This window comes from Streptomyces sp. NRRL S-350 (assembly GCF_000719705.1).
Taxonomy (GTDB): domain Bacteria; phylum Actinomycetota; class Actinomycetes; order Streptomycetales; family Streptomycetaceae; genus Kitasatospora.
In genome coordinates, this window is record NZ_JOHO01000005.1 from 1 (window position 1) to 24,931 (window position 24,931).

The 24,931-nt window shown below is 72.9% G+C and carries 21 protein-coding genes; 11 read left to right on the forward strand and 10 right to left on the reverse strand.

Features of this window, described 5'->3' with window-relative positions:
• Nucleotides 1-291 precede the first annotated feature (291 nt).
• A complete protein-coding gene (locus IF30_RS0106880) occupies nucleotides 292-1,500 on the forward strand; it encodes a DUF2637 domain-containing protein (protein WP_030233435.1) in 1,209 nt (402 codons plus the stop codon).
• 77 nt (nucleotides 1,501-1,577) lie between these two features.
• Here the strand turns inward: IF30_RS0106880 and IF30_RS0106885 are convergent, their stop codons facing one another.
• The 5 genes from IF30_RS0106885 to IF30_RS0106905 all read right to left on the reverse strand — a co-directional run bounded on the left by IF30_RS0106885 (nucleotide 1,578) and on the right by IF30_RS0106905 (nucleotide 5,920).
• Entirely contained in the window at nucleotides 1,578-2,672 is a 1,095-nt protein-coding gene (locus IF30_RS0106885) for a DUF475 domain-containing protein (protein ID WP_030233438.1), read from the reverse strand.
• Nucleotides 2,673-2,820: 148 nt separating this feature from the next.
• Nucleotides 2,821-3,399, reverse strand: a complete 579-nt coding sequence (locus tag IF30_RS0106890) for a TerD family protein (RefSeq protein ID WP_030233441.1) — start codon at nucleotides 3,397-3,399, stop codon at nucleotides 2,821-2,823.
• A gap of 418 nt (nucleotides 3,400-3,817) precedes the next feature.
• Nucleotides 3,818-4,393, reverse strand: coding sequence for a TerD family protein (locus tag IF30_RS0106895; RefSeq protein ID WP_030233444.1), 576 nt, complete (start codon nucleotides 4,391-4,393; stop codon nucleotides 3,818-3,820).
• A 211-nt stretch (nucleotides 4,394-4,604) separates the two neighbouring features.
• Nucleotides 4,605-5,063 (reverse strand): peroxiredoxin, encoded by a 459-nt coding sequence (locus IF30_RS0106900; protein WP_030233447.1) that lies wholly within the window; start codon nucleotides 5,061-5,063, stop codon nucleotides 4,605-4,607.
• A 416-nt stretch (nucleotides 5,064-5,479) separates the two neighbouring features.
• Nucleotides 5,480-5,920: a DUF3052 domain-containing protein gene (locus tag IF30_RS0106905; RefSeq protein ID WP_030233450.1), complete on the reverse strand. Its 441-nt coding sequence runs from the start codon at nucleotides 5,918-5,920 to the stop codon at nucleotides 5,480-5,482.
• A gap of 519 nt (nucleotides 5,921-6,439) precedes the next feature.
• Between IF30_RS0106905 and aceE the strand changes: the two genes are divergently transcribed.
• Complete coding sequence (gene aceE / locus IF30_RS0106910; protein WP_030233452.1) at nucleotides 6,440-9,190, forward strand: pyruvate dehydrogenase (acetyl-transferring), homodimeric type; 2,751 nt, start codon at nucleotides 6,440-6,442, stop codon at nucleotides 9,188-9,190.
• 235 nt (nucleotides 9,191-9,425) lie between these two features.
• Here the strand turns inward: aceE and IF30_RS0106915 are convergent, their stop codons facing one another.
• Complete coding sequence (locus IF30_RS0106915; RefSeq protein ID WP_030233455.1) at nucleotides 9,426-11,027, reverse strand: MFS transporter; 1,602 nt, start codon at nucleotides 11,025-11,027, stop codon at nucleotides 9,426-9,428.
• A gap of 216 nt (nucleotides 11,028-11,243) precedes the next feature.
• On the opposite strand from IF30_RS0106915, the gene IF30_RS0106920 reads away from it, so the two are divergent.
• From IF30_RS0106920 to IF30_RS0106945, 6 genes are all read left to right on the forward strand, one after another.
• The gene (locus tag IF30_RS0106920; protein ID WP_030233456.1) at nucleotides 11,244-11,942 is read left to right on the forward strand and encodes a TetR/AcrR family transcriptional regulator; all 699 of its coding nucleotides are present in this window, start codon (nucleotides 11,244-11,246) and stop codon (nucleotides 11,940-11,942) included.
• 246 nt (nucleotides 11,943-12,188) lie between these two features.
• Nucleotides 12,189-13,493: a sensor histidine kinase gene (locus IF30_RS0106925; RefSeq protein WP_063752532.1), complete on the forward strand. Its 1,305-nt coding sequence runs from the start codon at nucleotides 12,189-12,191 to the stop codon at nucleotides 13,491-13,493.
• Nucleotides 13,490-14,179, forward strand: coding sequence for a response regulator (locus IF30_RS0106930; protein ID WP_030233458.1), 690 nt, complete (start codon nucleotides 13,490-13,492; stop codon nucleotides 14,177-14,179). The genes IF30_RS0106925 and IF30_RS0106930 overlap by 4 nt, the downstream gene beginning before the upstream one ends.
• 124 nt (nucleotides 14,180-14,303) lie before the next feature.
• Nucleotides 14,304-15,485 (forward strand): alpha/beta hydrolase, encoded by a 1,182-nt coding sequence (locus IF30_RS0106935; RefSeq protein WP_030233459.1) that lies wholly within the window; start codon nucleotides 14,304-14,306, stop codon nucleotides 15,483-15,485.
• A 26-nt stretch (nucleotides 15,486-15,511) separates the two neighbouring features.
• Entirely contained in the window at nucleotides 15,512-16,741 is a 1,230-nt protein-coding gene (locus IF30_RS0106940; RefSeq protein ID WP_030233461.1) for an acyltransferase family protein, read from the forward strand.
• A 337-nt stretch (nucleotides 16,742-17,078) separates the two neighbouring features.
• On the forward strand, nucleotides 17,079-18,293 hold the full coding sequence (locus IF30_RS0106945) for an alpha/beta hydrolase (RefSeq protein ID WP_037899232.1): 1,215 nt from the start codon (nucleotides 17,079-17,081) through the stop codon (nucleotides 18,291-18,293).
• 54 nt (nucleotides 18,294-18,347) lie between these two features.
• Here IF30_RS0106945 and IF30_RS0106950 read toward each other — a convergent pair whose 3' ends face one another.
• Nucleotides 18,348-19,355, reverse strand: a complete 1,008-nt coding sequence (locus IF30_RS0106950) for a helix-turn-helix transcriptional regulator (protein ID WP_030233468.1) — start codon at nucleotides 19,353-19,355, stop codon at nucleotides 18,348-18,350.
• 101 nt (nucleotides 19,356-19,456) lie between these two features.
• On the opposite strand from IF30_RS0106950, the gene IF30_RS0106955 reads away from it, so the two are divergent.
• Complete coding sequence (locus IF30_RS0106955) at nucleotides 19,457-20,035, forward strand: TIGR03086 family metal-binding protein (RefSeq protein WP_030233471.1); 579 nt, start codon at nucleotides 19,457-19,459, stop codon at nucleotides 20,033-20,035.
• An 87-nt stretch (nucleotides 20,036-20,122) separates the two neighbouring features.
• Here the strand turns inward: IF30_RS0106955 and IF30_RS0106960 are convergent, their stop codons facing one another.
• Nucleotides 20,123-21,136, reverse strand: coding sequence for an aldo/keto reductase (locus IF30_RS0106960; RefSeq protein ID WP_030233475.1), 1,014 nt, complete (start codon nucleotides 21,134-21,136; stop codon nucleotides 20,123-20,125).
• Nucleotides 21,133-21,636, reverse strand: coding sequence for a MerR family transcriptional regulator (locus IF30_RS0106965; RefSeq protein WP_063752525.1), 504 nt, complete (start codon nucleotides 21,634-21,636; stop codon nucleotides 21,133-21,135). The genes IF30_RS0106960 and IF30_RS0106965 overlap by 4 nt, the downstream gene beginning before the upstream one ends.
• 120 nt (nucleotides 21,637-21,756) lie before the next feature.
• On the opposite strand from IF30_RS0106965, the gene IF30_RS0106970 reads away from it, so the two are divergent.
• Nucleotides 21,757-22,590, forward strand: a complete 834-nt coding sequence (locus IF30_RS0106970) for a serine hydrolase domain-containing protein (RefSeq protein WP_030233481.1) — start codon at nucleotides 21,757-21,759, stop codon at nucleotides 22,588-22,590.
• Between the two features lie 55 nt (nucleotides 22,591-22,645).
• Here the strand turns inward: IF30_RS0106970 and IF30_RS0106975 are convergent, their stop codons facing one another.
• On the reverse strand, nucleotides 22,646-23,422 hold the full coding sequence (locus tag IF30_RS0106975) for a pirin family protein (RefSeq protein ID WP_030233485.1): 777 nt from the start codon (nucleotides 23,420-23,422) through the stop codon (nucleotides 22,646-22,648).
• A gap of 254 nt (nucleotides 23,423-23,676) precedes the next feature.
• Here IF30_RS0106975 and IF30_RS0106980 point away from each other — a divergent pair, with 254 nt between their 5' ends.
• A complete protein-coding gene (locus tag IF30_RS0106980; protein ID WP_051709432.1) occupies nucleotides 23,677-24,873 on the forward strand; it encodes a PucR family transcriptional regulator in 1,197 nt (398 codons plus the stop codon).
• Nucleotides 24,874-24,931 lie beyond the last annotated feature (58 nt).

Consider the following 24,931-nt stretch of genomic DNA (forward strand, 5'->3'; position numbering starts at 1 on the left):
CCCCTTGCCCCCGCCCTGCCCCGCCCCGCCCCGCCCCGCCCCCACGACTCGATCAGGCGGGCCCAACCGGCGGGCCGATTGGCCGGAGCCGGCCGACCTCCCGTAACATGCCGCCCCTTCGGACGCGATATCGTCTAGCCGCACAGGTGTCCCGTCCGCCCCTGCGCGGGCGCGGTGGGGCACGCCGTGCGGCGACGAACGAAGCGTCAGGCAGCGCCCGCTCGGCGGGACCTGATTGCCTGTGTCGCACCGTGAACCTGTCCCCTGCGGAAACCCGAGGCCCGACCCGCAATGAACCTGACCTCCATACAGCTGGTCTGGACCGTCGTCGGCGGCGCAGCCCTGCTGTTCGTCGCCGTCCTGATGGCGACGCTGCGTTTCAAGAGCTCGAAGAAGGACGAGTCCACCGACTCCTGGGAGCGCAGCGAGGAGCGCCGCCGCCGCAAGGAGATGATCTACGGAATCTCCTCGTACACGCTGCTGTTCTGCTGTGCCGGTGTCGCCGCCGCACTGTCCTTCCACGGGCTGGTCGGCTTCGGCACCGAGAACCTGGGCCTGTCCGGCGGCTGGGAGTACCTCGTCCCGTTCGGTCTGGACGGCGCCGCCATGTTCTGCTCGGTGCTGGCCGTCCGCGAGGCCAGCCACGGTGACGCGGCGCTCGGTTCGCGCCTGCTGGTCTGGGTGTTCGCGATCGCCTCGGCCTGGTTCAACTGGGTGCACGCCCCGCGCGGCTTCGGCCACGCCGGCGCCCCCCAGTTCTTCTCCGGCATGTCGATCTCGGCGGCGATCCTGTTCGACCGGGCGCTGAAGCAGACCCGCAAGGCCGCACTGCGGGAGCAGGGCCTGGTGCCCCGCCCGCTGCCGCAGATCCGCATCGTCCGCTGGCTGCGCGCCCCGCGCGAGACCTACGCGGCGTGGTCGCTGATGCTCCTGGAGAACGTCCGCAGCCTGGACGAGGCGGTCGAGGAGGTGCGCGAGGAGCGGCAGGCGAAGCTGGACGCCAAGGTCCGCGCCCGCACCGCCGACCGCCGCGAGCGCGCCGAGCTGAAGGCCATCTCCCGCCAGGGCGGCGGCATGCTGTCCCGGGCCCGTGGCGGCCGCCAGGTGCCCGCCCTCACGGCTGCCGGAGACGGCCCGAGCGCTACGGAGCCTGCCCTAGCCGCGGAGTCCGACGCCACCACCTCGTCCTCCTCGTCCGAGCACGCCGCCCTGGACGCCGGCCGCCGCCCCCGCGCCGCCGTCGGGTCGTCCTACTCGTCCTCGCTGTCCGGCGGCTCCTCCTCGTACTCGGGTTCGTCCTCGTACTCGGGTTCGTCCTCGCTGTCCGACTCCTCGCCCTCCTACTCGGGCTCGTCGTCGTACTCGTCCTCGTCCTCCTACTCGGGCTCGTCCCACCGCAGTTCGGCCGTCGACCTGACGGCCGACGACGACACCCTGTCGATGCCGAAGCTGGACTCGCTGGAGCGCAAGCTGCGCGCGATCGAGCAGCAGCTCGGCTGACCGGGCTTCCTTCGGGAGCAACGCGAACGGCCGCCGCCGGGGGATCCCGGTGGCGGCCGTTTCACGTGCCCGGTGGGCTACTTGTCGCTGCCGACCAGTTCCGGCTCCTCGTCCGCGCCCTCGCGGCGGTTGCGCAGGATCGACGAGCCGAGCGCCAGCCCGATGAAGGCGACGCCGATCAGGCCGGTGACGATCTCGGGGATGTGGTACTTGATCCCGACCAGCAGGATCACCGACAGCGCGCCGATCGCGTAGTGCGCGCCGTGCTCCAGGTAGACGTAGTCGTCCAGGGTGCCCTTGCGGACCAGGAAGACCGTCAGCGAGCGGATGTACATCGCGCCGATGCCGAGGCCGAGGGTGATCTGGAAGATGTCGCTGGAGATGGCGAACGCGCCGACCACGCCGTCGAAGGAGAACGACGCGTCCAGGACCTCCAGGTAGAGGAAGAGGAAGAACGCGGCCTTGCCGGCGACCTGGACGACCGACTTGCCGGACTTCTCGGCCTCCTCCTCGCGCTCGGCCTCGTCCTCCAGCCCCGATTCGAAGATCGAGGAGAGGCCGTTGACGGCCAGGTAGGTGATCAGGCCCAGGACGCCGGCGAGCAGGACGGTTTCGGCGTGCTCGGCGGCGAAGAAGCGCGAGGCCACGACCAGGGCGACCAGGGCGACGATGCTGGAGAGCGCGTCGAGCTTGCCGACCTTCTCCAGCGGGCGCTCCAGCCAGCTCAGCCAGGTGTGCTCCTTCTCCTCGAACACGAAGTCCAGGAAGATCATGAGCAGGAAGACGCCGCCGAAGGCCGCGATGGCCGGGTTGGCCGCCTCCAGGTACTGGCCGTACGTGAGGCCTTCGTAGGTCTTGTCGGTGTGCAGCGCGAGGTCGATGACCGTGGCGGGGTTGAGCTTCGCGGTGAGGCCGACGACCAGCAGCGGGAAGATCAGGCGCATGCCGAAGACGGCGATGAGCACGCCGACGGTCAGGAAGATCTTCTGCCAGTACGGGTTCATCCGCTTCAACACCGTGGCGTTGACCACCGCGTTGTCGAACGACAGGGAGATCTCCAGGATGGAGAGGATCAGCACGATGCCGAAGCCTTGGGCTCCCCAGAGCAGTCCGGCCGCGACCAGGCCGATGGCTGTGATCGCGAACGACCAGCCGAATGTGCGGAGGAACACGGGAGTTGGCTACCTTTCGGGTTCTGGCCGTGCGGCGGCCTCGTCCCGGGACGCCCTGACCGGGCCGGGCCCGGTCAGGTCACCCCCGCACTGCCCTCTGTTCTCGATCAGATCGGGCGTAATAAGTCCGATGGTCCTATAACCGCCCTTACTGTACGTTCACGCCGAAGTCGAGCGCGATCCCGCGCAGACCGGAGGCGTACCCCTGGCCCACCGCGCGGAACTTCCACTCGCCCGCGTAGCGGTACAGCTCGCCGAAGATCATCGCGGTCTCGTCGGACGCGTCCTCGGACAGGTCGTAGCGGGCGATCTCCTGCCCGTCGACCGAGTTGACGACCCGGATGTAGGCGTTGCGGACCTGCCCGAAGTTCTGCAGCCGCACCTCGGCGTCATAGATCGACACCGCGAAGACCACCTTGTCCGCCTGCGCCGGAACCAGCTCCAGGTTGACCAGGACCACCTCGTCGTCACCCGTGTCGTCGCCGCCGGTGAGGTTGTCGCCCTGGTGCTCCACCGAGCCCTCGGGGCTCTTGAGGTTGTTGTAGAAGACGAAGTACTCGTCACCGAGCACTCGCCCGCCACCGCAGAGCAGGGCGCTCGCGTCGAGGTCGAACGGGGCGCCCGTGGTCGAACGGGCGGACCAGCCGAGGCCGATCTGGACCTGCGTCAGGTTCGGCGCGGCTTTGGTGAGCGAGACGTTCCCACCCTTGGCGAGCGTGACCACCATGTCGTTCTTCCTCCCTTGCTTCTCCCGGGGCGCCTTCCAGGTGTAGTCCCCCGCGCCCCGGACCGACCGGCTCTGGTCGGCTGAACTTCCTGAACTCCCATCCTCGCAGCGCGGCGGACCGCCCCGGCACGCGGTCGGACGAACCCCCCGCCCGCCCTCCGGCGGCCCGACGGAACCGGGGACCGAACCGGCGCTCGGAGAGCGGGAAAGGCTCGACGGAGGAAGGGGCGAGGACGCCACGGAGCGTCCGTGGCGGACGGGAAACCGAACGGAAACCCGGACGGGAAACCGGACGGAAAAGGGGCCTGATCCGAAAGGATCAGACCCCGTGCGACCTGTATGTCTGCCGGATCGGCGCTGACGCTCCAGCCCGCCCTCGGCCCTCAGCCGTCGGGCGTCGGCCGCCAGCCGTCGGGCGTCAGACGTTGACGCCGAAGTCCTGCGCGATGCCGCGCAGACCGGAGGCGTAGCCCTGGCCGATGGCGCGGAACTTCCACTCGGCGCCGTTGCGGTACAGCTCGCCGAAGACCATCGCCGTCTCGGTGGAGGCGTCCTCGGAGAGGTCGTAGCGGGCCAGTTCCGTGTTGTCGGCCTGGTTCACGACGCGGATGAACGCGTTGCGCACCTGGCCGAAGTTCTGGCCGCGGTTCTCGGCGTCGTAGATCGACACCGGGAAGACGATCTTCTCCACGTCCGCCGGGACGCCGGCCAGGTTGACCTTGATCGCCTCGTCGTCGCCCTCGCCCTCACCGGTGCGGTTGTCGCCGGTGTGCTCGACGGAGCCGTCCGCGCTCTTCAGGTTGTTGAAGAACACGAAGTTGCCGTCCGAGGCGACCTTGCCCTGGGCGTTGCAGAGCAGTGCGCTGGCGTCCAGGTCGAAGTCCGTCCCGGTGGTGGTCCGGACGTCCCAGCCCAGGCCGACGACCACGGCCGTGAGGCCAGGGGCCTCCTTGGTGAGCGAGACGTTGCCGCCCTTGCTGAGGCTGACTCCCACGTGTCCTCCAAGAATCAGGAGGCACGCCCTGTGGTGGTGCCCCCGGTGGTGCGGTCCGGGGCGCCGGGAGCGCACCGGCTCCCGTACCCCACCCCGCCAACGGCCCGAGCGTAGTACGCGGTTCCCGTGGGCAGCGCGGTTCGGCTCGACACGACGTCCGCCACCCCGCCGGACGGGTGGCGGACCGCACCTGGCGGCCGCGGGCGGGGCCTCAGAGCGCGGCGACGGCCTTCAGGTACTCCTGCTCGTCCCGGGCGTCCGGGAGGCCGTTGACGACGCTCCAGCGCACCGTGCCGGCCCTGTCGATCACGAAGGTGCCGCGCAGCGGGCAGCCCCGCTCCCCGTCGAGGACGCCGTACGCCCGGGCGACCTCGCCGTGCGGCCAGAAGTCGGCCAGCAGCGGGAACTCCAGGCCCTCCCGGTCGGCGAGGACGCGCTGGGAGAACTGCGAGTCGCAGGAGAGGCCGAGGACCTGGACGTCGTCGTTCTGCAGCGCCGCCAGCTCGCGCTGGATCGCGCCCAGCTCGCCGGTGCAGACGCCGGTGAAGGCGAACGGGTAGAAGACCAGGACGACGTTCTTCTCGCCGCGGAAGTCGGCCAGGCGGACCGTCTCTCCGTGCTGGTTGTTGAGCTCGAAGTCCGGGGCCTGGGTGCCGACCTCGATGGCCATGAACGGGACCTTTCTGATCCGACGCTGTCCGACGCTGTCCGACGCGGTCCGACCCCGGGTCCGACGCCGGGTCCGACGCCGGTCCGCGGTCGACCGGACGCCGACCGACCGCGCCCTTCGGCGGGTGCGCGCAGGCCACATCCTCGCATTCGTTCAAGGCCGTTCGGCCGAACGGGTGAGGCGGCCCGGACGGGCACCCCTGCCCTTCCGCTCTGGGCGAACGCCGCGCCACCCGCTCCGGGCTGGGCGCCGACCCCGCCCCGAGCCGGCCACCGGGGGCGCTCGGAGCGACGGACGAGGCCGGAGCGGCAGAGCCCCGCCGGCCCGCGACCGGCCCCTGCCGCCTGCCCCCGGAAAGGCGCGGGCCCCGCCGGAGGGTTCCTCCGGCGGGGCCCGGCACGGGGCTCAGAGCCCGCTCAGCGCTTGCCGCCCGGCTTCGCCGTGGACTTGGTCGCGAGCCGGGTGGCCGCCCAGTCCTTGGCGATGTTGATCGAGCTGGTCTGCGAGAGGCCGGCGGTGCGCGCGGCCTCGTTGATGTCGGAGGCCTCGATGTGGCCGGCCCGCCCGGTCTTGGGCGTCAGCAGCCAGATCACGCCGCCTTCGGCCAGGTACTCCAGCGCGTCGACGAGGGCGTCGGTGAGGTCCCCGTCGTCGTCGCGGTGCCACAGGAGGACGGCGTCCGCGACGTCGTCGTAGTCCTCGGCGACGAGATCCGTCCCGGAGATCTCCTCGATTCCCTCGCGGAGATCCTGGTCAGTGTCTTCGTCGTACCCCAGCTCCTGGATGATCTGGCCTTCTTCGAAGCCGAGACGGGTCGCCGGGTTGGACTTGTCCGCGGGGTCCGCGGTCGCGCTCACGGGAATAACCTCCAGTATTCGGCTCGGCGTCCATGCCGAGGCTGTGGCCGTAGTCCACACGGGCGCGGCGGTTCGCGCAAGTACCCGACCCCCGATCCCCTCCAAAGGTTGACGTGCCACACCGGGGACGCGCCGCTCGACGTGTCGGGAATCACAACGATTTGCCCTTCTCTGTGTGGGACAAGGATGCTTCGGGTGGTCCCGGCCCAACAGGCCGTACGCGTGCCCGAGATGCGAACGGCATTCGGGGTCCGCGCGTGCGCGGGCGTAGAGTCTCCTGTTGGCCCTCACCCCGGCCGCCCGCCATCGGGCGGACGGGACACCAGGTCGGACCACCTCTTTTCGTAACACCCGGGGGTGTGCGGAGCGGACGAAGAAGCCCGCGCCGCGCGCCGCCAGACCGTCCCGCCCACCAGGCGGAACGGTTACCGATCGGTAGAGATGACGGATCTCCGAGCGCGGTAGCACGATGGAGGCGGCGCGACACACCTCAGTTTCGACCGACAGTGAAGGAACAGCGTGGCTTCCGGATCCGATCGCAACCCGATCATCATTGGCGGCCTTCCGAGTCAGGTCCCGGACTTCGATCCCGAGGAGACCGCGGAATGGCTGGAGTCGCTCGATGCGGCCATCGACGAGCGGGGGCGTGAGCGTGCCCGTTACCTGATGCTGCGCCTGATCGAGCGCGCCCGCGAGAAGCGTGTCGCCGTGCCCGAGATGCGCAGCACGGACTACGTCAACACCATCGCCACCAAGGACGAGCCGTTCTTCCCCGGCAACGAGGAGATCGAGCGCAGGATCCTCAACGCGACGCGATGGAACGCGGCCGTCATGGTCTCCCGGGCGCAGCGCCCGGGCATCGGCGTCGGTGGCCACATCGCCACCTTCGCCTCCTCCGCGTCGCTCTACGACGTCGGCTTCAACTACTTCTTCCGCGGCAAGGACGCCGAAGGCGAGTCCGGCGACCAGATCTTCTTCCAGGGCCACGCCTCTCCCGGCATCTACGCCCGCGCCTTCCTCCTGGACCGGCTCACCGAGCAGCAGCTCGACGCGTTCCGCCAGGAGAAGTCGAAGGCCCCGTACGGCCTGTCCAGCTACCCGCACCCGCGGCTGATGCCGGACTTCTGGGAGTTCCCGACCGTCTCGATGGGCCTCGGCCCGCTCGGTGCGATCTACCAGGCGCGGATGAACCGCTACCTGGAGCACCGCGGCATCAAGGACACCTCCGACTCGCAGGTGTACGCCTTCCTCGGCGACGGCGAGATGGACGAGCCCGAGTCGCTCGGCCAGCTGTCCCTGGCCGCCCGTGAGGGCCTGGACAACCTGACCTTCGTGGTCAACTGCAACCTGCAGCGCCTCGACGGCCCGGTCCGCGGCAACGGCAAGATCATCCAGGAGCTGGAGTCCCAGTTCCGGGGCGCCGGCTGGAACGTGATCAAGCTGGTCTGGGACCGCAGCTGGGACCCGCTGCTCGCGCAGGACCGCGACGGCGTCCTGGTCAACAAGCTGAACACCACCGTGGACGGCCAGTTCCAGACGTACGCCACCGAGACCGGCGCGTACATCCGCGAGCATTTCTTCGGCAGCGACCTGCGCCTGCGCAAGATGGTCGAGAACATGACCGACCAGCAGATCCAGCACCTGGGTCGCGGCGGCCACGACCACGCCAAGGTGTACGCGGCGTTCAAGGCGGCCCGCGAGCACAAGGGCCAGCCGACGGTCATCCTCGCCCAGACGGTCAAGGGCTGGACGCTGGGCCCCAACTTCGAGGGCCGCAACGCCACCCACCAGATGAAGAAGCTGACGGTCGAGGACCTGAAGCGCTTCCGCGACCGGCTGCACCTGCCGATCACGGACAAGCAGCTCGACGAGGGCTACCCGCCCTACTACCACCCGGGCCGCGACTCCGAAGAGATCCAGTACATGCACGACCGCCGCAAGGAGCTGGGCGGCTACGTGCCCACCCGCAAGGTGCGCCCGCGGAAGCTGGAGCTGCCGGGCGACGACGCGTACAAGGCGGTCAAGAAGGGGTCGGGCAACCAGACCATCGCCACCACCATGGCGTTCGTCCGGGTGCTCAAGGACCTGATGCGGGACAAGGGCATCGGCAACCGCTTCGTGCCGATCGCGCCGGACGAGTACCGCACCTTCGGCATGGACTCGCTCTTCCCCTCGGCGAAGATCTACAACCCGCTCGGCCAGACCTACGAGTCCGTCGACCGGGACCTGCTGCTCGCCTACAAGGAGTCGCCGACCGGGCAGATGCTGCACGACGGCATCTCCGAGGCCGGCTGCACGGCCTCGCTGATCGCTGCCGGCTCCTCGTACGCCACCCACGGCGAGCCGCTGATCCCGGTGTACGTCTTCTACTCGATGTTCGGGTTCCAGCGCACCGGCGACCAGTTCTGGCAGATGGCCGACCAGCTGGCCCGCGGCTTCGTGATCGGCGCCACCGCCGGCCGCACCACGCTGACCGGCGAGGGCCTGCAGCACGCCGACGGCCACTCGCACCTGCTGGCCTCGACCAACCCCGGCGTCGTCGCGTACGACCCGGCGTACGGCTTCGAGATCGCGCACATCGTCCAGGACGGTCTGCGGCGGATGTACGGCTCCAGCGAGGAGCACCCGCACGGTGAAGACGTGTTCTACTACATGACCGTCTACAACGAGCCGATCAAGATGCCGGCCGAGCCCGAGAACGTGGACGTCGAGGGCATCCTCAAGGGCCTGCACAAGTACGCGCCGGGCACCGCGGGCCAGATCCCGGCCCAGATCCTCGCCTCCGGCGTGGCCGTGCCGTGGGCCCTGGAGGCCCAGCGCATCCTCGCCGAGGAGTGGAACGTCAAGGCCGACGTCTGGTCCGCGACCTCCTGGAACGAGCTGCGCCGCGACGCGGTGGAGACCGAGGAGTTCAACCTGCTGCACCCCGAGGAGCAGCAGCGCGTGCCGTACGTCACCCGGAAGCTCCAGGGCTCCGAGGGCCCGGTCGTCGCGGTGTCCGACTGGATGCGCGCGGTGCCGGACCAGATCGCCCGCTGGGTGCCGGGCCAGTACCAGTCGCTGGGTGCCGACGGCTTCGGCTTCGCCGACACCCGCGGTGCGGCCCGCCGCTTCTTCCACATCGACGCGCAGTCGGTCGTCCTGGCGGTGCTCACCGAGCTCGCCAAGCAGGGCAAGGTCGACCGTTCGGCGCTGAAGGACGCGATCGACCGCTACCAGCTGCTCGACGTGGCGGCGGCCGACCCGGGCGCCGCCGGCGGCGACGCCTGATCGCCCGCTAGGCACTGAAGGGGCCGGACCTCCACCGAGGTCCGGCCCCTTCGGCGTTCCCGGGCGGCCACCCGCCCGAGCGGGCGGCGGGCTCGACGGCCCCGGGCCCGCCCGGGGCCGGCACAGGGACAAGGACAGAGACAGAGACAGGGACAGCAGAGGCACAGGCACAGCACGACGGCCCCGGACTCCGCCGAGTCCGGGGCCGTCGCGGGCCGTCGCGCCGGGGCGCGGGTCAGATGTGCACGGCCGGGCCCGCGTCGGTGGTGCCGCGGCGGGTGAGCAGGCCGAGTACGGCGGCGGCGAAGGCCACCACGGAGGCGACCGCGAAGGCGAGCGACATGCCGCTGACGAAGGACTCGTGGACGGCGCCGGCCATCGCGTCCACCGCCTGCTGCGGGGTGCCGGGCGGGGCCGGCGGGGCGATGCCGAGCTGGGCGGCCTGCTTGAGGCCCTCGGCCTCGGCGCCCTGGACCGGCGGCAGGCCGGCCTTGGCCCAGTTGCCGGGGAGCACGTCGCCGACCTTGGCGGCCATCAGCGCGCCCAGCACCGCGGTGCCGAGGCTGCCGCCGACCTGCATCGCGGCCTGCTGGAGGCCGCCGGCCACGCCGGACAGCTCCAGCGGAGCGTTGCCGACGATGACCTCGGTGGCGCCGACCATGACGGGGCTGATGCCGAGGCCCATCAGGACGAACCAGAGCGACATCACGCCGGTGCCGGAGCCGCTGTCCAGGGTGGACATGCCGAACATCGCGGTGGTGGTGATCAGCATGCCGGCCACGATCGGGATCCGGGGGCCCAGCTTGCCGATCGCGAGGCCGGCCAGCGGCGAGCCGACGATCATCATGCCGGTCATCGGCAGCAGGTGGACGCCGGCCTCGACCGGCTTCATCCCGTGCACGTTCTGCAGGTAGAAGGTCACGAAGAAGATCGCGCCGAAGAACGCGAACGCCATCAGCACCATCAGCAGGACGCCCGCCGACAGCGGCACCGAGCGGAACAGGCCGAGCGGGATCAGCGGCTCGCGCGCCTTGCCCTGCCAGAGCGCGAACAACACCATCAGCACCACCGCACCGCCCAGGAACAGCAGCGTCCTGGTGTCGCCCCAGCCCCACTCGGGGGCCTTGATGATGCCGAAGACCAGCGCGAACATCCCGACCGAGAGCAGCGCGATGCCGGGCACGTCGAAGGACTTGGCGGCGTTCTCGGCCCGGACGTCCTTGAGGACCCACAGGCCCAGCGCCAGCGCGAGCAGGCCGACCGGGACGTTGATGAAGAACACCGACTCCCAGTTGACGTGCTCGACCAGCAGGCCGCCGACGATCGGGCCGGCCGCGGTGGAGGCGCCGATCACGCCGCCCCAGATGCCGATGGCCATGTTGAGCCGCTCGGCGGGGAAGGCCCCGCGCAGCAGGCCGAGCGCGGCCGGCTGGAGCAGCGCGCCGAAGAGGCCCTGCAGCACCCGGAAGACGATCACCGTCTGGATGTTGCCGGCGAAGCCGATCGCGGCCGAGGTCGCGGCGAAGCCGACCGCACCGACCAGGAAGGTGGTCTTGTGGCCGAACCGGTCGCCGATCTTGCCGGCCGTGATCAGGAAGACCGCCAGGGCGAGCAGGTAGCCGCTGGTCACCCACTGGATCTCGGAGGGCGCCGCGTGCAGCTTCTCCTGGATGACGGGGTTGGCGATGGCGACGATCGTGCCGTCCAGGGCGACCATCATCACGCCGACCGCGACGGTCAGCAGGGTCAGCCAGGGGTGCCCCTTGAGGCCTCCCCCGGACGGTGGCGTCGGCGGCGGGGCGTCCGCCTCGGAGTTCTTGACGACGGACTGGCTCATCTGGGCCCTCCGGGGGCGTGGCTCGTTCGGGACGTGGTCGTGGCGCCCCGGCCCACCCGTCCCCACAGGTGCCCCGGCCCGACGGGCGCCACTCGTCCGCAGATTATGTCAGTCGCTGACAATCGGCAAACAGTGACTTCTGCTCGTTGCTGACATTTGTCAGAACGCTAAGGTTGTGCTCCCACCCGCCACCCCGCGCTCCGGAAGGCCCCCGCCATGGCCGCTCACCCCCCTCCCCCCGCCGAGACCCCGGAGGACACCGGGCGGGCACCCGGGTTGCGTGAGCGCAAGAAGCAGCAGACCCGGCACGCCCTGGTCCAGGCCGCCCACGAACTCTTCCTCGGCCAGGGCTTCGCCCGGACCACCGTCGACGAGATCGCCTCCGCCGTCGACGTCTCCCAGCGCACCTTCTTCCGCTACTTCGCGAACAAGGACGAGGTCGCGCTCGCCGTGATGGCCGAGGCCGAGGACTACTTCATCGAGTGCCTGCGCCACCGCCCGGCCCACGAGGCCCCGCTCCAGGCCCTGCGCGCCTCGATCGTCAAGGCCTGGCGCGACCTCGGAAACGCCAAGGCCTCCGGCCCCGACTCGATCACCAGCGCCCTCGAACTCATGCGGATGATCGAGGACGCGCCCACCCTGCTCGCCGCCCACCTGCGGCGGGTCACCGAACAGGAGCGGATCGTGGTCCAGGTGCTCGCCGAACGCGAGGGACTGGACCCGCGCGAGGACCTGCGCCCCACCGTGCTGGCCGCCGTCTTCGGCAGCGTGCTGCGCGCCGCCCACCTGTCCTGGACGGCCGACCGCGAACCCGACGGGCCCGAGGGAATGATCGCCCTGATCGAGCGCCACTTCGACCAGCTCGGACCGGCCCTGGCCGGCCACTGGCGCACCCCCGCGCAGCACTCCGCGTGACGCCGGGCGCAGCACCCGACGCAGCACTCGCCCAACACCCCGTGCGGCACCCGACGCAGCACTCGCCCAACACCCCGTGCAGCACCCGACGCAGCGCTCGCGCAACACCCCGGGCCACCCCGGACAGCACCCCCGCACAGCCCCGCGCGTGTCATACCGGGGTATCACCCGATACCCCGGTGGCACCCGGAAGTTCGGGCTCCGGTGCGACGCCCCGCGGCCGCCGCCCTCCTAGGCTGGCCCGCGATGAAGAACCTCACCCCCGCGGACCCCCGCCACCACGCCCTGCGCCTGCTGCGCCTGCTCTGGCACCACCTCACCAGCCCGGACGGCGACCACACGCCGCTGCTCGGGCAGTCGCCCCGGCCCTGGCTGCGCCGCCTTCCGTACGCGGTCGCGCTGGCCATGCTGGCCTCGCTGATCCCCACCGGGATCGCCAACCTGGTCGACTTCTACGGCGTGGTGCTCCCGGTGGCCGCCGCGCTCACCGTCGCGCAGACCATGCCGCTGCTGCTCGCCATCACCCGGCCGCTGGCCGCCTGGTGGATCAGCGCGGCCACCCTGGTCGCCACCGCCGCCATCACCGCCCGGTACGACCAGCACGGCGGCACCTGGCCGTGGACCGCGCCGATGATCCTCTCGTACGTCTTCCTGCTGGTCGCCCTGGCGCTGCGGGAGAGCCGGGCCACCCTGGTCGCGGTCTGGCTCGCCACCGTCCTGCTCACCGCCGTCGCCACCACGCTCGGCCTGCCCCGCCCCGGTGACGGCACCACCATGCTGCTGATCGCGCTCAGCGGCGCCGCGCTGCTGCTCGGCTGGGCCGTCCGGGACCGCGCGGAGGCGCGCCGACTGCTCAGCGAGCAGGAGCACATCAGCGGGGTCGAACGCGAACGACGCACCCTCCTGGAGGAACGCGCCCGGATCGCACGGGAGTTGCACGACGTGGTGGCCCACCACATGTCGGTGATCGCGGTGCAGGCCGCCAGCGCGCCGTACCGGATAGCCGACGTGCCGGCCGAGGCCGCCGAGGAGTTCGGCACGATCGCCGCGACCGCCCGCGAGTCGCTCGCCGAGATGCGCCGGCTGCTCGGCGTGCTGCGCAGCGAGGAGTCCGGCGGGGAGACGGCCCCCCAGCCCGGGGTCGGCCAGATCGCCCAACTGGTCGAGACGGTGGGGCGGGCCGGGGTGCCGGCCGAGCTGACGGCCGATGCGGGGCTGGCAGAGACGGTGCCGCAGGCCGTCGGCCTCTCCGCGTACCGGATCGTCCAGGAGGCGCTGGCCAACGTGGTGCGGCACGCGCCCGGGGCGCGGACCTGGGTGTCGCTGTCCTGCGACGGGCCGGCCCTGCTGGTGACCGTGGTCAACGCGCCCCCGCCGGAGCGCACCGAGTCGCTGGAGGCGTCGGTCGAGGGCACCGGGCACGGCCTCGTCGGGATGCGCGAACGCGTCCGGCTGGTCGATGGCAGTCTGGACACCGGCCCGCTGCCGGACGGCGGCTTCAAGGTGGCCGCCGCCCTGCCCCTCGACCTCCCCCAGGAGAGCGCCGCATGACCATCCGCGTGATCATCGTCGACGACCAGGCCATGGTGCGCGCGGGCTTCGCGGCCCTGCTCAACGCGCAGAGCGACATCGACGTGGTGGGGGACGCGGCGGACGGCGCCCAGGCCCTGGAGACCGCCGGCCGCACCCACCCGGACGTGGTGCTGATGGACGTCCGGATGCCCGTGATGGACGGCCTGGAGGCGGCCCGGCGGCTCCTCGACCCCACCGCCGGCGGGCGCGGCGGGAACGGCGCGTACCGGCCCAAGGTGCTGATGCTGACCACCTTCGACGTGGACGACTACGTGTACGAGGCGCTGCGCGCCGGAGCCAGCGGCTTCCTGCTCAAGGACGCCCCGCCGGCCGACCTGATCGCCGCGGTCCGGGTGGTCGCGGCCGGCGAGGCCCTGCTCGCCCCCTCGGTGACCCGCCGGCTGATCGAGGACTTCGCCCGCACCCGCCCGGCCCGGCGCCGCGACCCCAAGGTGAGGCTCAACGGCCTGACCCCGCGCGAGACCGAGGTGCTGGAGCTGATCGCCCGGGGCCTGTCCAACCAGGAGATAGCCGCCCGGCTGGTGCTCGCCGAGCAGACCGTCAAGACCCACATCGGCCGCATCCTCGCCAAGCTCGACCTGCGCGACCGCGCCCAGGCGGTGGTGCTGGCCTACGAGTCGGGCCTCGTAGCCCCGGGCCAGTAGTCCCCGGCCCCTCTGATACCCGGGTAGGACCCGGGAGTTGGCCCCGCGGTGTGACGTCCGCGGGGCCGTCGCATTCCTACCTTCCTCTCCGTCGGAAGCAGAACGGACGAGGGAGAGCCGGGACATGCGCAGATTTCGAGTCAGGCGGGCGGTCGCCGCCGCGGTGGCGCTGGCGGCGGTGCTCGGCGCGGGTGGTTGGGCCGCCGACAGCCGGACGGCCGTCACCGGTCCGCCGCCCGGCAGCGCCGCGTGGACATCCGACACCTCGCTCGGCCTGCCGCTGCCGGACCCGGCCACCACCACCCCGGCCGACGTCGCCGCGTTCTTCGCCGGGCTGAGCCCCGACCGGCAGGACGCCCTGGCCGTCCGGCACCCCCTGGTGGTCGGCAACCTGGACGGCGCGCCGATCGGACTGCGCTACCGGGCCAACGCCCTGGCCCTCGCCGCCGAACGCACCCGCGAACTCGCCCGGGCCGCCGACCCCGCCCTACCCCCGCAGGACCACGAAGCCGCCCGCACCCGTGCCGAGCGCTACCGCACCCTGCTGGACGGCGGGCGCCGGATCCTCGCCTTCGACCCGCGCGGCCGCGGCCAGGTCGCCGAGGTCTACGGCGACCTCGCCGCCGCCCGCCACACCGCCGTGATCGTCCCCGGCTCGGACATCGACCTGCTCGACTTCGACCGCACCACCGACCCGTACGGCACCCCCGCCGGCATGGCCCGCGCCCTCTACGCCGAGGAGCAGCACGGCGACGAACAGCACGCCGGGGAGCAGCACGCCGACGTACAGCACCGGGCCACCGACCGGCAGACCGCCGTGATCGCCTGGGCCGGCTACACCACCCCCGTCGGCCTCGGCCTGGACGCCGCCACCGAGGACCTCGCCCGGGCCGGCGCCACCCGCCTGACCCGACTCCTCGACGGACTCGCCGTCAGCACCCACCCCCAGGCCCCCGCCACGGTGTTCTGCCACAGCTACGGCTCGGTGGTCTGCGGCCTGGCCCGCCCCACCCCGGCGCAGGCCTCCGGCGTGGTGGTGCTCGGCTCGCCCGGCATGGGCGTCGACTCCGCCGCCGACCTCGACCCCGGCGTCCCGCTGTGGGCCACCGCCCGCAACGGCTCCGACTGGATCGGCGACGTGCCCAACGTCCGGCTGCTCGGCCTCGGCCACGGCGCCGACCCGACCGCCCCCGGATTCGGCGCCCGACCGCTGCCCGCCACCGGATCCCACGGACACACCGGCTACTTCGCCCCCGGCACCGCCTCCCTCACCGCCTACGCCGCCGTCGCCGCCGGCCGCGCCTGACCGCCCGCACCGGAAGGAGCCCCACCATGGCCCACCCCCTCACCGCGCTGCGCCACGCCGCCCGGCAGATCGACGCCAGGACCCCCGCCACCCGCGACCGCGCCCTCGACGGCCTGCGCGCCCTCGCCCTGCTCGCCGTACCGGTCGGCCACTGGATGCTCGGCGGCTTCGCCCTCTCGGACGACGGCGCCCTGCACAACGCCAGCCCGCTCTCCTCGCTCGGCTCCCTGGCCCCGATCAGCTGGGGCCTCCAGATGCTCGGGGTGTTCTTCCTGGTCGGCGGCCACTCCTCGGTCCGCTCGCTGGAACGGGCCCGGGCCCGGGGCGGCACGTACGGCGGCTGGCTGCGCGCCCGCACGGTCCGGCTGCTGCGCCCGGTGCTCGGGGTCACGGCGGTGTGGGCGCTGCTGATCCCGCTGCTGCCCGCGCTCGGCGTCCCCGCGGACACCGTGCGCACCGGCGCGACGCTGGTGGTGCAGCCGCTCTGGTACATCGGGGTCTACCTGGGGCTGACCGCGCTGACCCCGCTCTGCGTGGCCGCCGGGCGCCGGCTGGGGGGCTGGTCGGCGGCCCTGCTGGTGGCCTCGGTCGCCGCCGTCGACGTGCTGCGGTACGGGCCGTGGGCGGAGGCGGTGCCGTCCTGGGTCGCGCTGCTGAACATCCTTCCGGGCTGGCTGTTCGGCTACCAGTTGGGCGTGCTGTGGGCGCAGGGCCGGCTCGGCCGCCCGACGGCCCGGGTGCTGCTGCTCGGCGGCGGCGCGCTGTTCGCGGTGCTGCTGGTGGTGTTCCACTACCCGGCCAGCATGGTCGGCGTGCCCGGGGCCGGGCGCACCAACTCGCACCCGCCGTCCCTGCTGGTGCTCGCCCTGGCGGCGTTCCAGTGCGGCGCCGCGGTGCTGCTGCGGGAGCGGCTGGGGCGGCTGCTGACGAACCGTCCGCTGCTGTGGCTGCCGGTGGTGGTGGTCAACCTGTCGGCGATGACGATCTTCTGCTGGCACCAGAGCGCGATGCTCGCGGTGGCGGTGCCCGGCGCGGCCGGCCTGGGCGCCGTCCAGGGGTTGACCACCGCACCGGAGTCGATCGGCTGGGTGGCCGCCCGGTTGGCGCTGCTGCCGCTGTTCGGCGCCGTCCTGGTGGCGATCGGGTGGTTCACCCGGCGGTTCGACGGGCCGTGGACGGCCTTCTCCCGCGCCGGGAAGGCGGCGGCCGGCGCCGCGGCGGCGCTGTTCGCGGCGTACGCGCTGGGCGTGGTGTGAGCCGCCGCTGCCGGTGAGCGGCGCAATGGGGCGTGGACCGGCCGGTCCACGCCCCATTGCGCCGCCCGCGCGCCGGGGGCGGGTCGTCGACGCCCTGCTCTACCCTCGCCATGGTGTCGGGGAGTTCGGCGCCCCCACGGAAGCCGTACGGACCACCGCGTTCGAACCACTGGAAGACGTCGACAGGACACCCCCGGTTCATGTGATCCATCCCACAGTTTGGGCGGGCCCGACACCCCTTCGGGCCCCCTAGGCTTGCGCAGGGAAGTCAGCAGTCCTATCGCACCCTCCGGGCACCGCCCGCGAAACGGTGACGGGCCCCAAGGGAGTTGGTGCGGTGCGCAACGGTCGTCGCTGGAAGCGGGTACTGATCGGAGCGTTCGCGGGCTGCGCCGTGCTCGCCGACGCCGGAGCGTCGGCCGCCGCCGCCGCGGTCTCCTCCGAACAGCTGGCGATCTCCACGCCCCCGGCCGGCAGCGCCGCCTGGGTCCAGGACCACTCCTTCGGCCGCGCCCTGCCCGACCCGGCCACCGCCACCCCGGCCACCGCCGCCGAGTTCTTCGCCTCGCTCGCCCCCACCGAGCTCGACCGGCTGATCCAGGACTACCCGCTGGTCGTCGGCAACTACGACGGCGCCCCGCTCGACCTGCGCTACCGCGCCAACCGGATCGCGCTGGCCGCCGAGCGCGACAGGGCCCGGGCCCGCGCCGCCGACCCGAAGCTCGACGCCGACAGCCGCGCGCTGGCCGTCTCCCGCGCCAACGACGTCGAGCACCTGCTCGCCCCCGGCCGCCAGATCCTCGCCTTCGACCCGCGCGGCCGCGGCCTGGTCACCGAGGTGTGGGGCGACCTCGCCGACGCCGAGCGGATCTCCGTCGTCATCCCCGGCTCGGACGCCGACCTCGGCCACTTCGACCAGGCGGTCGACCCGCTGCGCTCCCCCGCCGGAATGGCCCGCGCCCTCTTCGCCGAGGAGCAGCGCCAGGCCCCGGGCACCCGTACCGCGGTGGTGTCCTGGACCGGCTACGTCACCCCCTCCGGCCTCGGCCCGGACGCGGCCACCTCCCGGCTCGCCGACGTCGGCGCGCCCCGGCTCCAGCGGCTGCTGGCCGGGCTCAAGGAGACCACCCGGCCGGACGCGCCGCCGTCCCTGCTCTGCCACTCCTACGGCTCGGTCGTCTGCGGCACCGTCGCCCCCGAGATCCCGCGCGCCGCCGCCTCGCCGTCCGACACCTCGGGCATCACCGACATGATGGTCTTCGGCAGCCCCGGCATGGGTGTGCAGAGCACCACCGAGCTGGGCACCGGCGTGCACGTCTGGGCCACCCGCAACCCCAGCGACTGGATCGGCAACGTGCCGTTCCTGGAGGTCGGCGGACTCGGCCACGGCGCCGACCCGACCGCGAGCGGCTTCGGCGCCGAGCAGATCTCCTCGGCCCGGGCGGTCGGCCACACCGGGTACTTCACCGAGGGCACCGACAGCCTGCACAACTTCGCGGCGATCTCGCTCGGCCACTACCAGGACGTGGTCCGGCCGAACTCCGGCTCCTGACGCCCGCGCGGGCCCGGCCCCGGCGCCCCCGCGGCGCCCCGGGCCCACCCCGGTTCAGGCCTGCTGCTCCTGGTACAGCCGCAAGGCGTCCGCCGCCGCCCGGGCCAACTCGCGCCGGGCCGCCAGGGGCGCCAGCACCTCGACGTCCGCCCCCAGGGCCAGCAGCGACCGGACGGCCCCCGGCGCCGGGAAGGCCATCTCCACCTCCACCCAGTCCTCGGCCGGCCCGGTGCCCCGGTGGTCCGGGCCCGGGTCCGGGTCCGGCGGCACGGTGACCCGGCCGCCGTGGAGGCGCAGGAACATGTCCAGCCGTCCCCGCCGGACCCGCACCCGGACGGGCAGTTCCCGGGGCAGCCGCTCCACCTGCTCGCGCAGCACCGCCCACGCGTCGCCCAGCCCCACCCCGGCCCGGCGGCGCACCACCTCCTCGGTGGTCTCGGCGGCCAGCACCCGGTCGGCCCGGAACAGCCGCGGCTCGCCGTGCAGATCGGCCACCAGGTACCAGACCCCGGCCTTGCTCACCAGCCCGTACGGGTCGACGGTGTACTCCACCGGCGCGGGCGTGCCGCCGTGCCGGTAGCGCAGCCGCAGCCGCCGGTCGGCGAAGACGGCGTACTGCAGCTCGCCGAGGTCCGGGCCGGGCCCGGCAGCGGCCGCGGCGCCCTGCATCCACCGCGCCGGGTCGACCAGGATCCGCTCGCTGGTCCGCTCGGCGCCCGGCCGGTGCGGGGCCGGCAGCGCCGCCATCACCTTGCGCAGGGCGGAGCCGAGCGCGCCGTCCAGTCCGAGGTCGCTGTGGGCGCCCTGGGCGGAGAGGACGAACAGCGCCCTGGCCTCGTCCGCGGTCAGGCCGGTGACGTCGGTGCGGTAGCCGGGCAGCAGGCCGATGCCGCCGTGCCGCCCGCGTTCGGTGAACACCGGCACCCCGGCGGCGGAGAGCGAGTCCACGTCGCGGTAGATGGTGCGGACGGACACCTCCAGCCGTTCGGCGAGTTCGGTGGCGGACACCCGGCCGCGGGTCTGGAGCAGCAGGAGGATCGAGAGCAGGCGGTCGGCCTTCATGTGCCAAGAATCCCAGAAATCCTGACGGCACTTGTCAGGTTTTACTGGGAGATTGCGTTCCGAGCCCGAAAGACCGCCCGACACTACGGAGTTGACCCCACATGAGCGCCGTCCAGGACGCCCGTCCCCAGTACCTGCTCGCCCTCGACCAGGTGGAGAAGCTGTTCGTCGCGATCACCCCGGCGGACCTCGACCGGCCCACCCCGTGCACCGAGTTCACGCTGCGCCGGCTGCTGAACCACGTGGTCGGCGGCATCCACCGCTTCGCGTACATGGGTGAGGGCGGCCGTTCCGAGGACGTCGTGGCCGCCATCGAGGACCCGGCGGACGACGGCTGGCCGGCCGCACTGGGCCGGGCCCGCGCCCGGGCCGTCGCCGCCTGGGCGGACGACGCCAAGCTCGGCCGCCCGACCGCCGCGCCGTGGGGCGAGGTGCCCGGCGGCGCCGCGGTCGGCGGCTACCTGATGGAGCTGGTGACCCACACCTGGGACATCGCCACCAGCCTCGGCAGCGGGTTCGTCCTGGACGACGCCCTGGCGCACACCGCCCTGGGCATCGCCCAGGCCGTCCTGCCGACCGAGCAGCGCGGCGGCGACGTCCCGTTCGGCCCGGCCCAGCCGGTCGCCGAGGACGCCGACGTCCACGCCCGGCTGGCCGCCTGGATGGGCCGCACGGCCTGAGCCGCACGCGGTCGGGTCGGGTCGGGTCGGGTCGGCCGTCCGCCGACCCGACCGCCCGCCGCCGCCTCCCCGCACCCCCGCTTCCGGCTACTCCCGCCCGGCCGAGGTGAAGCTCATGTCCGCGTAGCGCGGCCCCGCCACCCGCTCGGCCACCGGCTCCAGCAGCGCCAGCTCCTCGGCGGTGAGCCGCAGCGTCGCCGCCGCGGTGTTCTCCGCGAGGCGGCTGCGCTTGCGGGTGCCCGGGATCGGCACCACGGTCAGTCCGTGCACCTCGGCCCGCTGGTGCACCCAGGCCAGCGCGACCTGGGCGAGCGTCACGCCGCGGGCCTGCGCGATCTCCCTCAGCGGGTCGAGCAGACCGCCGTTGACGGCCGCGTTGTCGCCGGAGAAGCGCGGGTGGGTGCGCCGGAAGTCGTTCTCCGAGAGCTGCGCACCGTCCTGGAACGCGCCGGTCAGGAAACCCCGCCCGAGCGGCGAGTACGGCACGAAGGCGACGCCCAGCTCCGCCGCGGCCGGCACCGCCGACCGTTCGACGTCCCGGGCGAACACCGACCACTCGGACTGCAGCGCGGCGATCGGGTGGACCGCGTGCGCCTCGCGCAGTTCGGCCCCGGTCACCTCGGAGAGCCCGAGGTGGCGCACCTTGCCGGCCCGGACCAGCTCCGCCATCGCGCCGACCGACTCGGCCAGCGGCACGGCCGGGTTCCGGCGGTGCATGTAGTAGAGGTCGATCTCGTCCACGCCGAGGCGGCGCAGCGAGGCGTCCACGGCGGACCGGATGTAGGCCGGGTCGTTGCGCACGGCGCGGCGGGTCGGGTCGTCCTCCGAGCGCTCGATGGCGAACTTGGTGGCGATCACCACCCGGTCCCGGTTGGCCCGGACGAAGGGGCCGACGAACTCCTCGTTGCGGCCGAAGCCGTACATGTCGGCGGTGTCGAACAGGGTGACGCCGGACTCCAGCGCGGCGTCGAGGGTGGCGAGTGCCTCGCCGGAGTCGGTCGGCCCGTAGAACTCGCTCATGCCCATGCAGCCGAGGCCCTGGACGCCCACGAGCGGGCCGCCGGTGCCGAGTTCGGCGGTGGGAAGGATCTGGTGAGTCATGCGCTCTGCTCTTCCTCTACGCGGTTGTACTGGCATTTAGCCGGGATGCCGACCTTGTCGGCCACCCTCCCGGCATAGAGATCGATCTTGTAGTCGAGGACGGCGAGGGTGGCCTGGAGGTCGACGATCCGCTGCCGGACCTCCTCGCGCTGGGCCTCCAGCAGCCGGCGCCTCCCCTCGTAGGTCTCCTCGCCCTGACGGGCCATGTCGACGTACTTGAGCATGTCCGCCACGGACATGCCGGTCAGCCGCAGCCGGCCCAGGAAGGCCAGCCGGTGCAGGTCGGCGTCGCAGTAGCGGCGCTGGCCGCCGACCGCGCGGTCCACCGGGTCCAGCAGGCCGATCCGCTCGTACCAGCGCAGGGTGTGGGCGGTCAGTCCGCTCGCCGCGGCGACCTCGCTGATGGTGTGCCGCGGCGTCCGGTCCGGATCGCCCACCGGGCTGCCGAACACCTCGGCGCAGCTGCGCAGGTCGACCTCGATGCGTGCGGGTACGGCCATGGATCTTTCCCCCTGTCTCGTCCGACGGAAAAAACGCTACCGAGTTGGAGTGCACTCCAAGCAAGCCCGGCAGCCGGGTGCCCCCGCCACCAGTCTCCGGCCCGCACTAGAGTCGGGCCCATGGAGAGCTTGCGGATGATCGAGAACTGGCCGGTGCCCCATGCCGCGGCGGCGGTGGTCCGGGGGGCGGACGGCGCGGTGCTGGGGGCGCACGGACCGCAGCAGCACCTGTTCCCGCTGGCGTCGGTGACCAAGCTGCTCAGCTCGTACGCGGCCCTGGTCGCGGTCGAGGAGGGCGTGTTCGAGCTGGACGACCCGGCCGGGCCGCCCGGGGCGACCGTCCGCCACCTGCTCGCGCACACCTCCGGCCTGGGCTTCGACGAGGACCGGGTGTTCGCCGAGCCGGGCAACCGCCGGCTCTACTCCAACGCGGGCTTCGACGCGCTGGCGCGGGCCCTGTCCGAGGCCGCCGGGATCGAGTTCTCCCGCTACGCCGCCGAAGCGGTGTTCGAGCCGCTCGGCATGGCCGACACCCTGATCAACACCGCGCACAAGTCGCCCGCCGGAGCCGGCGGCCTGTCCACCGTCGCCGACCTCGCCCGGTTCGCCGCCGAACTGCAGGCCCCCAAGCTGCTGGACCCGTCCACCGTGCGGCGGGCCACCCGCGAGGTCGCCTTCCCCGGCACCAGCGGCGTGCTGCCCGGCTACGGCCACCGCCGCCCGAACGACTGGGGCCTCGGCTTCGAGATCCGCGACGGCAAGAGTCCGCACTGGACGGGCACCGGCAACTCCCCCGCCACCTTCGGCCACTTCGGCCAGTCCGGCACCTTCCTGTGGGTCGACCCGCAGGCGGGCGCGGCCTGCATCGCCCTGACCGACCTGGACTTCGGGCCCTGGGCCGTCGAGGCCTGGCCGGCCTTCTCGGACGCGGTGCTCGCCGAACTGGAGGGCTGAGCGGGGCCCGCGCACGAGGCCGACGGGCCGAGCGGCCCCGCCCGCCCCGGCGGCCCTAGCCGTACGAGACCGGCGAGTGCATCTCCCACAGCAGGAGTTCCGCGCCGGTCTCGCCCGCCGTCGGGTCGGCGAAGGCCTCGCCGGTGATCCGCACGCTGTCGCCCGAGGCCATCGAACGACCGCCCCCCTTGGGCCCCGGGATGGTCCGGTAGCCCAGCGAGCCGGCCGTCAGGTGCGCGTATCGCCAAGGGGCGGCGGGCAGTTCGGGCAGCGGCTGCCACGGCCCGGCGGTCGCCAGCCAGAGCGCGGCGTCGCCACGGCGCAGCCGCAGGGCGCCGGTGCCGGCGTCGCGCTCCAGCCCGGAGGCGAGCAGCGTCAACCCGCCGTCCGCCGGTTCCACCCTGCGCAGTCCGTAGGCGGGGGCGGTGCCGAACTCGTCCGGCTGGAGCCACATCTGGACGAAGCGGACCGGGCCGGCGGCGCCGCCGACGTTGCGTTCGGTGTGGGTGACGCCGGAGCCGGCGCTGAGGTGCTGGATCATCCCGGGGCGGACCACCCCGCTGTGGCCGTGCGAGTCCCGGTGGGCCAGCGCGCCCTCCAGCACCCAGGTGAGGATCTCGGTGTCCCGGTGCTTGTGCTCCTCGAACCCGGCACCGGGGGCGAGGAGTTCCTCGTTGCACGCGAGCAGTGCGCCGAAGTGCGTGTTCCTCGGGTCGTAGTGGCCGGAGAAGGAGAACGCGTGTCGGGTCTCGACGCCCTCGGCCGGGGTGGAGCGGTAGCGCTCGGCGGTGCGGCGCAGGTCGGCGCGGGGGCGGTCAGCGGCGTCGGTCACGCGCCTTACCGTACCCCCGCCGACCGGTTCGTCCCCGGGCGCCGGGGCGCCCGTCGGCTCGCGCGTGTGACTCGTGCCACGGCGCCGCACGGCCGGGGGGTGTGCACGAGCAGTCACTCACGTGAGGCAGGCTTGTCCCTGTGCCAGCCGCTTCCGCGAACTCCCAGAGCGAACCCAGCCCCGTACCCGAACCGACCGGGAAGAGCCCGGCCCATCGGCCGGGCCGCGACCGCCCCGGCCGCGCGGCGCCCCGCCTGACGGCTCAGGAGCGCAGAAACGCCGCCGAGCGTGCGGAGCGCCGGGCGGCGACCCTCAAGCGGCTGGAGAAGTCCGCGGGCAAGCTGGCCACCGCCGCGATCGCGCGGATGGACGACCAGCTCGGCTGGTACCGGCGGATGCCGCCGGAGCACCGCTCCTGGATCGGCCTGGTCGCCCAGGCCGGCATCGCCGCCTTCACCGAGTGGTACCGCCACCCCGAGGCGGCGAAGGCGATCTCCACCGATGTCTTCGGCACCGCCCCGCGCGAGCTCACCAGGGCGATCACCCTGCGCCAGACCGTCGAGTTGATCCGCACCACGATCGAGGTGATGGAGGAGGCCATCGAGGAGGTGGCCGCGCCCGGCGACGAGGCGGACATGCGCGAGTCGGTGCTGGTCTACGCCCGGGAGATCGCCTTCGCCACGGCCCAGGTGTACGCCCAGGCGGCCGAGGCGCGCGGCGCCTGGGACGCCCGGCTGGAGGCGCTGGTGGTCAACTCGCTGCTGTCCGGGGACGCGGACGAGGGGGTCCTGTCCCGCGCGGCCGCGCTCGGCTGGGGCCAGCCCAGCCAGATCCGGGTGGTGGTGGGCAGCGCTCCCGACGGCGACAGCGAGCTGGTGGTCGAGGCGATCCGTCGGGCCGCCCGCTACGCCAAGCTGCACGTGCTGACCGGAGTGCTGGGCAAGCGCCTGGTGGTCGTGGTCGGCGGCGACAAGGAGCCGGTGCAGGCGGCCAGGGCGCTGATCGGCCAGTTCGCGCCGGGCCCGGTGGTGGTCGGGCCGACCGTGCCGGACCTGCTCTCGGCGACCCGCTCGGCCCACGCGGCCGCGGCCGGCCTGCGGGCCTGCGCCGCCTGGCCGGACGCCCCCCGGCCGGTGCTGGCCGACGACCTGCTGCCCGAGCGCGCGCTGGCCGGCGACCAGGCCGCCCGCCGCCAGTTGGTGGAGGAGATCTACACACCGCTGGACGAGGCGGGCTCCGCGCTGCTGGAGACGCTGAGCGTGTACCTGGAGCAGGCGTCCTCCCTGGAGGGCGCCGCCCGGATGCTCTTCGTCCACCCCAATACGGTGCGCTACCGGCTACGACGTGTGACCGACGTCACGGGGTACGCCCCCTCCGACGTACGTTCGGCGTTCACCCTGCGGATCGCACTGGCCCTCGGCCGGCTGACCGCCGTCGGCGAGCCCGGCTGAGCCGGAGTGTAGGGACCATACAATCCCGGATGGTTTTCTTCGTTACCGTCGCCTACCC

What these genes read in the sequence shown, in the direction of transcription:
- IF30_RS0106920 (WP_030233456.1), top strand. Translation starts at nt 11,244, where the DNA reads ATGGCCGCTCACCCCCCTCCCCCCGCCGAGACCCCGGAGGACACCGGG.
- IF30_RS0106915 (WP_030233455.1), bottom strand. Translation starts at nt 11,027, where the DNA reads ATGAGCCAGTCCGTCGTCAAGAACTCCGAGGCGGACGCCCCGCCGCCG.
- IF30_RS0106965 (WP_063752525.1), bottom strand. Translation starts at nt 21,636, where the DNA reads ATGGCCGTACCCGCACGCATCGAGGTCGACCTGCGCAGCTGCGCCGAG.
- IF30_RS0106970 (WP_030233481.1), top strand. Translation starts at nt 21,757, where the DNA reads ATGGAGAGCTTGCGGATGATCGAGAACTGGCCGGTGCCCCATGCCGCG.
- IF30_RS0106935 (WP_030233459.1), top strand. Translation starts at nt 14,304, where the DNA reads ATGCGCAGATTTCGAGTCAGGCGGGCGGTCGCCGCCGCGGTGGCGCTG.
- IF30_RS0106940 (WP_030233461.1), top strand. Translation starts at nt 15,512, where the DNA reads ATGGCCCACCCCCTCACCGCGCTGCGCCACGCCGCCCGGCAGATCGAC.
- IF30_RS0106890 (WP_030233441.1), bottom strand. Translation starts at nt 3,399, where the DNA reads ATGGTGGTCACGCTCGCCAAGGGTGGGAACGTCTCGCTCACCAAAGCC.
- IF30_RS0106925 (WP_063752532.1), top strand. Translation starts at nt 12,189, where the DNA reads ATGAAGAACCTCACCCCCGCGGACCCCCGCCACCACGCCCTGCGCCTG.
- IF30_RS0106900 (WP_030233447.1), bottom strand. Translation starts at nt 5,063, where the DNA reads ATGGCCATCGAGGTCGGCACCCAGGCCCCGGACTTCGAGCTCAACAAC.
- IF30_RS0106880 (WP_030233435.1), top strand. Translation starts at nt 292, where the DNA reads ATGAACCTGACCTCCATACAGCTGGTCTGGACCGTCGTCGGCGGCGCA.
- IF30_RS0106930 (WP_030233458.1), top strand. Translation starts at nt 13,490, where the DNA reads ATGACCATCCGCGTGATCATCGTCGACGACCAGGCCATGGTGCGCGCG.
- IF30_RS0106960 (WP_030233475.1), bottom strand. Translation starts at nt 21,136, where the DNA reads ATGACTCACCAGATCCTTCCCACCGCCGAACTCGGCACCGGCGGCCCG.
- IF30_RS0106955 (WP_030233471.1), top strand. Translation starts at nt 19,457, where the DNA reads ATGAGCGCCGTCCAGGACGCCCGTCCCCAGTACCTGCTCGCCCTCGAC.
- IF30_RS0106950 (WP_030233468.1), bottom strand. Translation starts at nt 19,355, where the DNA reads ATGAAGGCCGACCGCCTGCTCTCGATCCTCCTGCTGCTCCAGACCCGC.